At 37.8% G+C, this 10,804-nt stretch carries 5 protein-coding genes; all 5 read left to right on the top strand.

Annotated features, from left to right (window positions below; genetic code table 11):
- Positions 1-135: 135 nt before the first annotated feature.
- The 5 genes from VB264_RS17950 to galA all read left to right on the top strand — a co-directional run bounded on the left by VB264_RS17950 (position 136) and on the right by galA (position 10,426).
- Complete coding sequence (locus VB264_RS17950; protein ID WP_323251523.1) at positions 136-3,123, top strand: SusC/RagA family TonB-linked outer membrane protein; 2,988 nt, start codon at positions 136-138, stop codon at positions 3,121-3,123.
- A gap of 17 nt (positions 3,124-3,140) precedes the next feature.
- The gene (locus tag VB264_RS17945) at positions 3,141-4,748 is read left to right on the top strand and encodes a RagB/SusD family nutrient uptake outer membrane protein (RefSeq protein ID WP_323251521.1); all 1,608 of its coding nucleotides are present in this window, start codon (positions 3,141-3,143) and stop codon (positions 4,746-4,748) included.
- Between the two features lie 24 nt (positions 4,749-4,772).
- Positions 4,773-5,828 (top strand): SusE domain-containing protein, encoded by a 1,056-nt coding sequence (locus VB264_RS17940; protein WP_323251519.1) that lies wholly within the window; start codon positions 4,773-4,775, stop codon positions 5,826-5,828.
- Positions 5,829-5,834: 6 nt separating this feature from the next.
- On the top strand, positions 5,835-6,884 hold the full coding sequence (locus VB264_RS17935) for a glycoside hydrolase family 53 protein (protein WP_323251517.1): 1,050 nt from the start codon (positions 5,835-5,837) through the stop codon (positions 6,882-6,884).
- Between the two features lie 137 nt (positions 6,885-7,021).
- Positions 7,022-10,426, top strand: coding sequence for a beta-galactosidase GalA (gene galA / locus VB264_RS17930; RefSeq protein ID WP_323251514.1), 3,405 nt, complete (start codon positions 7,022-7,024; stop codon positions 10,424-10,426).
- The last annotated feature ends 378 nt before the right edge of the window (positions 10,427-10,804 follow it).

Below are 10,804 nucleotides of genomic sequence, written 5' to 3'. Positions count from 1 at the left end.
GTAGAGCCTCTAATTCTACAAATTTAGAACAATAGCACCAAAATTATGATTGCTGAGATAAAACTATACATAATATCCTCTCTAATTTTGACTTTTAAAATAATTAATAGTATTTTATTTATATCAAAAATTAAGATGAGAAAAAAATTATTGTACTATGTCTTGGCTATCCTTAGTATTCTAACCAGTATTAATGCCTCTGCACAAGATAGAATGATAACAGGGCGAGTAGTAGAGTCATCCGAATCGGCCTTACCTGGTGTAACGATAACTGTTAAGAATAAAAAGACAGCAGCCATTACAGACGGCAAGGGGGAGTTTAAAATAATGGCATCTGTTGGAGATATCTTGATTTTTAATTCCGTTGGTTTTACCAAACTAGAATCGCCTGTTGGTCCTGCTACGGTGATGAATATTGTGCTAGTTGCTGCTACTACAGCTTTAGACGAAGTGGTAGTAGTTGGTTATGGAACGTCAAGGAAAAAGGATTTAACGGGAGCTGTTACCACCATAACCTCCAAAGATTTCCAAACAGGAGCAATCACTACACCAGAACAATTGATTTCGGGTAAAGTTCCTGGGGTGTCTATCATTTCAAATAGCGGTCAGCCAGGGGCTGGAAGTACCATCAGAATCCGTGGTGGCTCGTCATTGAGTGCCAGTAACAATCCTTTGATTGTTATTGATGGCGTTCCTTTGGAAGGAGAAGGTGGCATCGCTGGGGCATCTAACCCCCTTAGCTTTATCAACCCAAATGATATTGAAACATTCACCGTTTTGAAAGACGCTTCGGCATCGGCTATTTATGGTACTAGGGCATCAAACGGGGTAATCATCATTACCACCAAAAAAGGGAAAAGTGGTGCTTTACGAGTAAATTTCTCTTCGGTAAACTCAACTTCAAATATTACTAAACAAGTAAGTGTATTGAGTGCCGACCAATTTCGTGCGATTGTAAATGAAAAAGGAACGGCTGCACAAAAAGCGATGCTTGGCAAGGCAAATACCAATTGGCAAGATGCTATTTACCAAACAGCCTTTATGACTGATAATAACTTGAGCCTTGGCGGTGAAATAGCAAAATTACCTTATCGTATTTCTTTGGGTTTCCAGAACCAAACGGGGGTTTTGAAAACAGATAAGTTGCAAAGAACATCTTTATCGATAGCCTTAAATCCTACTTTCTTTGAAAACCACCTGAAAGTAGATATTAGTCTTAAGGGAAGTATGCAAAAGGCAAGATTTGCGTCTACTGGTGCGATTGGCTCGGCGATTAGTTTCGACCCTACTCAACCTGTATATGCCACGGAGAATCCACAAAGATTTGGAGGATACTTTGAATGGTTAGACAGAACCAGTGCTACAGGATTGGTCAATTTAGCAGGCAGAAACCCTTTGGGACAATTAGAACAGCGTTTTGATGAAAGTACTCCACAGAGAAGCATCGGTAATATTCAGTTAGATTATAAATTCCACTTCTTGCCTGAATTGAGGGCTAACTTAAATTTAGGCTATGATGTATCAAAAGGTGCAGGAACAATTTATGTTACAGATAGTGCAGCTATCGGTTATGTAGCCAATGGCGCAGGAGGAACAAACAACACGTATAAACAAACAAAGCAAAATACGCTTTTGGAGTTTTATCTGAATTATGCCAAAGAATTGAAAGATATCAAAAGCAAGTTTGATGTCATGGCGGGATATTCATTCAATAATTATAAAACGACGAACTACAATTATGCTAGTTATAATGCTCGTGGTGTAAAATATCCAAATACCGACCCTGCTTTTCCTTTTGATACACCAGAAAACACCTTGATTTCTTTCTTCGGTCGTGCGAATTATTCTTTGAATGATCGTTATTTCTTGACGGCAACGCTTCGTCGTGATGGCTCTTCTCGCTTCGCTCCTGCCAACAGATGGGGACTTTTCCCGTCCATTGCATTGGCTTGGAACATCAAGGATGAAACTTTCTTAGCGAGTAGTAAAGTAATTTCAGCCCTCAAAATAAGAACTAGCTACGGGATAACTGGTCAGCAAGATGGCATCGGGAATTATGACTATTATTCATATTTTGCATTGAGTTCTGCGAATGCTTCTTATCAGTTTGGAGATACTTTCTATCAGGGTTATCGCCCAGGTGGCTTCTATAGCAACCGTAAATGGGAAGAAACAGCTTCTAAAAACATCGCTTTAGACTACGGCTTATTCGATAACCGAGTAAAAGGTAGTGTTGATTTTTATGTAAAAAATACGAAAGACTTACTCAACAATATTCCACAACCAGCAGGCGCCAACTTTACAGCATTTATTGTAGCCAATGTAGGGTCGATGGAAAACAAAGGGGTAGAGTTTAGCATTAACACTCAAATCATTAGAAAAAACAACCTCACTTGGAACCTTGATTTCAATGCTACTTACAACCAAAATACCATCACTAACCTAACGGTAGTACCACAAGACAAAAACTATCCTGGCTTCCCATCGGGTGGTATTGCAGGCGGTATTGGCGGACAGTTTGCCTTTATCAATGCTGTTGGTTATAGCAAAAGTACTTTCAATTTATACAAGCAGGTATATGACGAAAATGGTAAGCCTGTAGAAGGAGTATTTGTAGACAAAAACGGTGATGGCATTATCAATCAAGATGACCTTTACAAAGGTAAAAGTGCTGTTCCAAAAATATTCTTAGGACTTAGTAGTTCTGTTAATTACAAAAAATGGAATCTGGGCTTTGTAATGCGTGCCTCATTTGATAATTATGTTTATAATAACAATTTTAGTCAAAGTGGCGTATTGAGTCAGATTACAGGTAATAGCGTACTTTATAATGCTTCAAGCAATTATTTAGATACACAGTTCAAAGGCAATAGTCAACAATTATTGAGCGATTATTATATTCAGAATGCTTCGTTTGTAAGAATGGATAATGCCAATTTGAGTTATGATTTAGGTAAATTCTTGAAAAATAGTACTGCTAATTTACGCATCAATGCCAGCGTACAGAATGTCTTTGTCATCACTAAATACAAAGGCTTAGACCCTGAAGTTGCTTCTGGTATCGACAATAGTTTGTACCCTCGTCCACGTACCATTGCTTTAGGCTTGAATCTTGACTTTTAATAAAATTCGACAGAAAAATGAAAATAAAATATTTAAAAATAGCCATATCAAGCCTGCTTATTGCTATTATAAGTGCTTGTACTGATAAGTTAGATTTATTACCCACCAATGATATTACTGCTGAAACGGTTTATAAAACTCCACTCGGGTATAAACAAGCTTTGGCAAAAGTATATTCAGCCTTTGCTTTGACGGGCAATACTGGAGGAACAGGAAGCCCTGATATTCCATCTCAGATTATTTCTGACGAAGGAAACTCGGATTTTCTTAGATTATATTGGAATTTGCAAGAACTTACAACCGATGAAGCCTCGTGGACATGGCAAAATGATGCTGGTGTAAAAGGATTAAAGGAAATGAGCTGGTCGGCTATCAATCCTATTATCAATGGTATTTATTACCGTGCTTTCTTCCAAATCACGCTTTGTAATGATTTCATTCGCCAGTCGTCGGATGCTAATTTGAGCAAGAGAGGCATCACAGGAACAGATGCTGAAAACATTAGAAAATACAGAGCAGAAGCTAGATTTATTCGTGCTTATCAGTATTGGGCATTGATGGATTTGTTTGGAAATCCTCCATTTGTAACAGAAAACGACGCCGTAGGAGCTATTCTTCCAAAACAGATTCAACGGAAGGATTTGTTTACTTATATCGAAACAGAATTAAAAGCCATTGAAAATGATTTAGTTGATCCGGGTCAAAACGAATACCCACGTGCTGAAAAATCTGCCGCTTGGGCATTATTAGCGCGTTTGTATTTGAATGCAGAAGTATATGCAGGCACAGCCAAATACACGGAGGCTATTACTTATTGTAATAAAATAAAAGCTGCGTCCTTCTCATTACATCCAAATTATCGTGAATTGACTTTGGCAGACAATCATTTGAATAAAACTGAAAATATTTTCATGATTGCCTACGATGCTACTAATACGCAAAACTGGGGCGGAACTACTTATTTAGCACACGGCCCTGCTGCCGTACCGGGTGATATTTCTGGAACGAGTGGTAACTGGGGTGGACTTCGTCATACACAAAACTTTGTGGATTTATTTCCTGACGAAACAGGTAATACAGACCAAAGAGCACAGTTTTATACCGTAGGACAAAATCGTTTGATGGCGGAACTATACAAAGGTACTGATGGCTATTCGTCGAATAAATATCGTAACAAAACGCGTACAGGTGCTAAAGCTCCTCATGCAGACCCTGCTGGAAACTGGACAGACATTGACTTTCCATTGTTTAGATTAGGCGAAATCAACTTGATTTATGCAGAAGCCGTATTAAGAGGCGGAACAGGCGGTGATGTAGCAACTGCTTTAACTTACATCAACCAATTACGTACTAGAGCTTACGGTGGAAAAACCACTGGCAATATTACAGCTAGTCAATTAACGCTCAACTTTATCTTGGATGAAAGAGGACGAGAATTGTACTATGAGGCTCATCGTAGAACAGACCTAATCAGGTACAAAAAATTCACGACTGGTGCTTATTTATGGGCTTGGAAAGGTGGAATAGCTAATGGAAGAGCTGTAGAAGATAAATATAATCTTTTCCCGATACCATCAAATGACCTATCATCAAACCCAAATCTGGTACAGAATCAAGGTTATTAATGATTTAAGAAAATAGAGACTATCATGAAAAATATATTCAGAATACTATTAATAAGCCTCATAAGTATTGGTATTTTTTCTTGTGAAAACAATGAAATAAAAACCGTTATGAGTAGTAAGGGCGAAGCACCAGTGCTAAGTTCTTCTAAAACAAGTTATGTACTTACCCCAGCAACAGCCAACGATTCTGCCGTGGCATTTACATGGAATCGTGCCAATTATGGCTTTCAGGCTGCTGTCCGCTATACCTTACAAATTGCCAAAGCGGGTACTAACTTTACAGCACCCAAAGAAATCAGCTTAGGCAACACGGTGCAGTTGAAATATACTACTGCCGATTTTAATCAGTTATCCATCATCATGGGGCTAAAGCCTAATGCTGTTGGTCAGTTAGAGCTAAGGGTAAAATCTTATATTTCAGATGCTGTAGCAGATATATATTCTAACGTTTTATCTGTTTCAGTTACTCCCTATTTAGTCGTGATTAATTATCCGTCGCTTTGGGTAGCAGGCGACTTTCAAGGTTGGAATCCAGCATCAGCACCAAGAATTTCTTCAAGAAATGCCAACGGTATTTACGAAGGCTATGTTAATATTGTTGGCGGAACGCATCAGTTTAAATATACAAGTCAGCCCGATTGGAATGGTACAAACTATGGGTGGGTAAGCAGTACTACCACAGGTAGTGATGTAGCAGGTACTTTTAGCAGTAGTGGTGGCAATTTGTTTGTGCCAGAAGATGGCTATTATCTGTTGAAAGGAAACACGAATAGTAATACATGGAGTGGTACTAAAACTACGTGGGGAATCATTGGTGATGCCGCTGCAAATGGTTGGGCAGACGACGTGAAAATGACTTACGATGCTACCAAAAATGTTTGGAAAGTAACTACAGTGCTAAAAGCTGGAGGATTGAAATTTAGAGCAAACAGTGCATGGGCAATCAATATGGGCGATACTGGTGCAGATTTAAGTTTAGAATACGATGGAGACAATATCGTTATTCCAGCGAGCTTAGCGGGAACTCGCACCATTACACTTGACTTAAAAGCAGGGAATTATACTTATACCATTGAATAAAATAACATGAATAAATTAATTAATTTTCTTTGTTGTTCTCTTTTGTTGTTGTCGTGTAGCAATACAAGCAATAACGAAGTGATTGAGCCAGTGAAAGAGACGCCAATCTCTGGTTTTGCAAAAGGCGCTGATGTAAGTTGGGTTACAGAAATGGAGGCTGCTGGTGTAAAGTTTTATAATACTTCTGGGCAAGCGATGGAATGTATGGCACTGATGAAATCATTGGGTATGAATTCTATTCGCCTCAGAGTTTGGGTAAATCCTTCGCCAGCCTACAACAATACTGCGGATGTTGTTGCCAAGGCCATTCGTGCTAAAAACTTGGGATTACGCATCATGATTGATTTTCATTATAGCGATAATTGGGCCGACCCTGGCAAACAAACCAAACCAGCCGCTTGGACTAGTTTAGATTTGGAAGGACTAAAGTCTGCCATTGGAAAACATACTACCGACGTATTAACTGAGCTAAAGAAAAATGGGATTACACCTGAGTGGGTGCAAGTAGGGAACGAAACGAATGATGGTATGTTATGGCCAACTGGAAGAGCCTCTACCAATATGAGTGGTTTTGCCCAAATGATTAACGCTGGTTATGATGGCGTAAAAGCTATTTTTCCGGATGCAAAGGTTATCGTTCATATTTCTAATGGTTATGATAATCAACTTTTCAGATGGATGTTTGATGGATTAAAAGCCAATGGAGCCAAATATGATGTCATCGGAATGTCGCTGTATCCTACTTATGCTCCAGATTTTGCTAGTGGTGGTTGGGCAAAAGTTAATCAGCAATGTTTGACTAACATGAACGATATGATAAGTCGCTACAATAAAGAAGTAATGATTGTAGAAGTAGGTATGCCTTGGGATAGTGCCTCGGAATGCAAACTATTCCTAAGTGACATTATCACTAAAACAAAATCTATTAGTAATTCAAAAGGATTAGGTGTACTTTATTGGGAACCTCAAGCTCATAACAATTGGGTTGGCTATACGCTAGGTGCTTTTGATAATTCGGGCAAACCTACTATTGCGATGGATGCTTTTTTACCTTAATAAATAGTAAAATGATTTTTTAGGTTGAAAATCAATTGAGATAGGTAACTATAATACCTATTGATGCTTTTTTATTTAAATTTCCTCTGTGTAAATACAGAGGAAATTTTTTAACTATTCTTACTGTTTTAATAATTATGCAAAATCACAAAGGCTTTTTATTAACAGGTTTTCTCCTGTTATTTTCTATTATATCATTTTCACAGGTTATCCCAAGGCAAAGAATCAATTTTGATAATGATTGGAAATTCCATTTAGGACATACCTCTAACCCCGAAAAAGACTTTAATTATGGTATTACCAAAGTTTTTGTAAAATCTGGTAGTGCCGAAAATTCTGCTATTGAAGCTCGTTTTAAAGATAGTACTTGGGCAAAAATCAATCTTCCACACGACTGGGCTGTTGAATTACCTTTTGCCAAATCGGAAGATTTGAACGTTGAAGCTCATGGATTTAAGCCTGTCGGTGGTTTGTTCCCAGAAACAAGTGTGGGTTGGTACAGAAAACACTTTAAAGTAGCTCCTTCTGATTCTGGTAGCCGTTTTCAAATTCAGTTTGATGGTATTTTCAGAGATGCCAATATCTGGATAAATGGCTTTTACTTAGGTAATAACAAAAGTGGTTATTTAGGAGTCGCTTATGATATTACTGATTTTATTAATTTCAAACGTGAAAATGTGATTGTTGTGCGGGCTGATGCTTCACAATATGAAGGGTGGTTTTATGAGGGTGCAGGTATCTATCGCCACGTTTGGTTAAATAAATATTCAAACTTACATATCAATACTGATGGCATTTTTGCTCATGCTAAGATACAAGATAATAAAGCAACCATTTATGTAGAAACTAATGTAAGCAATGAAAACTTCTCTCCTACTAATTATACGTTGACCTCTTATTTAATTGATAGGTCTGGGAAAATGATAGGAAAGTCTATCGACCAACCTTTATCTCAACCTTCTCTTGAAGAAAAAACAACTAAGCAAAGCTTTACTATTACCAATCCACATCTGTGGACTTTAGAAGACCCTTACTTACATAGAGTAGTCGTAGAACTTAAAGCCAACGGACAAATCATTGATAAACAAAGCTTTAAATTTGGCATAAGGACTATTGAGGTAAAAAATAATGGCGTATTTCTGAATGGAAAATATGTAAAAATATTGGGTACCAACAATCACCAAGACCATGCAGGAATTGGTAGTGCATTGCCAGACTATTTGCAATATTACCGCATCAGTTTGCTCAAAAATATGGGGTCAAATGCTTATCGGACTAGTCATCATGCTCCTACACCAGAATTATTAGAAGCTTGTGATAGTTTAGGGATGTTGGTAATGGATGAGCAACGCTTACTAAATAGCGGAGCTGAATACATGGCTCAGTTTGAACGACTTTTAAAACGCGACCGAAATCATGCTTCCGTTTTTATGTGGAGTATTGGTAACGAAGAAGGCGGTATCCAGACCAATACATTTGGGAAAAGAATAGCCTTATCACTTATTGAAAAGCAAAAACAACTAGACCCTACTCGTACCTCTACGTATGCCGCAGATTTAGCTAATGTCTATCGTGGTGTAAACGAAGTGATTCCAGTAAGAGGCTTCAATTATCGTCAGTTTGCTGTGGCTGATTATCATAAAGACCACCCAACACAACCTATTCTTGGCACTGAAATGGGTAGTACGGTAACAACCAGAGGAATTTATGAAACAGATTCTATCAGAGGTTATTTACCTGACCAAGATATTACTGCTCCGTGGTGGGCAAGTAAAGCAGAAGAATGGTGGAAATTATCAGCTACTAATGATTTTTGGTTAGGTGGTTTTATCTGGACAGGCTTTGATTATCGTGGTGAACCTACTCCTTTTCGTTGGCCTAATGTCAATTCTCATTTTGGTGTGATGGACGTTTGCGGTTTCCCCAAAAACATTTATTACTATTATCAAAGTTGGTGGACGGACAAAGACATTCTCCATATCTCACCACATTGGAACTGGCTAGGCAAAAATGACAAACCGATTGACGTTTGGGTGAATAGCAATGCTGATAACGTAGAATTGTTTTTGAATGGAAAAAGCTTGGGCAAAAAAGATATGCCTAGAAATGGTCACCTTCAATGGTCGGTGAACTATGCACCAGGCAAATTAGAAGCGATAGCCTATAAAAATAGTAAACAACTAACCGCTAAAATAGAAACCACCGGCAGACCCACCGAAGTAGTAGTTACACCCTATAAAACCACTACTTTGGCCGATGGTCAAGATGTAAGCATTATTAATATCAGCGTAGTAGATAAAGAAGGACGAGAAGTACCCGATGCTGATAATATGATAAGATTCTCGTTAAAAGGTGATGCTAAAATCATTGGTGTGGGCAATGGTGACCCAAGTAGCCATGAACCAGACAAATGTATTGATGGCGCTTGGCAAAGAGCTTTATTCAATGGTAAATGTCAAGTGATTGTACAAGCAGGTACAAAGCCCGATTTGATTAAATTTGAAGCTACAGCAACAGGTTTATTTACAGGTTCAACTGATATTGTAACGGTTGCTCCTGAAAAAGCAGCTAAAATTACGATTGATAAAACTTACGAATTAAAAGGTGAAGCAGCCAAAAATCGCTCGGTTGATAAAATGATTGGTGCTGATATTTCATTTTTGCCGGAACTAGAAGCTAGAAATGTAAAGTTTTCTGACAATGGTGTTGAAAAAGATGCTATCCAAATTTTGAAAGAACATGGCTTTAATTATATCCGTTTGCGTATTTTTAATAATCCTGCCAATGCTAATGGGTATTCTCCTAACAAAGGTTTTTGCGATTTAGAACATACTAAACTAATGGCAAAAAGAGTGAAAGCTGCTGGTTTGAAACTCTTACTTGATTTCCATTATAGCGATTACTGGGCAGACCCAGGTAAACAAAATAAGCCTGTTGCTTGGAACAGTTTACAATTTACAGAAATCAAAAAATCATTGTTTGATTATACCAAACAAGTAATGCAGGAGTTGAAAGACCAAGGGACTGTTCCCGATATGGTACAGATAGGTAATGAAATTAACCACGGTATCGTATGGCCTGATGGTAATGTTCAAAATCCTGACGAATTGGCTCAATTGCTAAATGCAGGTACAGCCGCAGTGAAAGCTGTTGATGCCAATGTAGTCATGATGCTTCATGTAGCCTTAGGTGGTCAAAATCACGAATCCGTTAATTTTATTGATGGGATGTTGGCAAGAGGAGTACATTTTGATGTCATAGGCGAATCATATTATCCTAAATGGCATGGTACTACGGATGATTTAAGAGATAATTTAAGTAATCTTATCCAACGGTATAACAAAGACGTTATCGTGGTAGAATATTCACAGTTGAAAGAAGATGTCAATGCGATTGCTTTTAATTTACCCAACGGCAGAGGAAAAGGGACTTGTATTTGGGAGCCTCTGAATACTTGGGAATCAATCTTCCAAAAGGATGGTAAATCAAATCAGCTTTTGGGTGTTTATGATAAACTTTCAAGGCAGTTTTTAATCAAGTAAAATGATTGCTCAAACATGAGTCATCCCGAATTTTAAAATCATAAAAAAGCGGTCGAAAAACTAGTTTCGACCGCTTTTTTATGATTGATGAACACCGAATTCCTACTGTTTGAGCGGTAGCGAGTTTAGGAATTCTTGATTTTTTTGTTACTTTTTGCATCAAGGCAAAAAGTAAGGACGAGAATAAATTACAAAAACTCAAAAATCATCTAAAACTCACTATTTTTAGAGAAAATTCGGGATGACTCATGTTTCGTCTTACTCTACCCGATGAAAATTTACAATTAATAAAAAAAGGCTGAATTTTGTAGTTCCTAAGCAACAAAAAACAGCCTTTTAATGAAAAGTTTCATCAGTAGCGAAATTAAAAAATTACTT

It is taken from the genome of Arcicella aquatica (assembly GCF_034928825.1).
Lineage (GTDB): Bacteria > Bacteroidota > Bacteroidia > Cytophagales > Spirosomataceae > Arcicella > Arcicella aquatica.
Note: the sequence above shows the minus strand (reverse complement) of the source record. Positions and strands in the feature narration are given on the sequence as shown.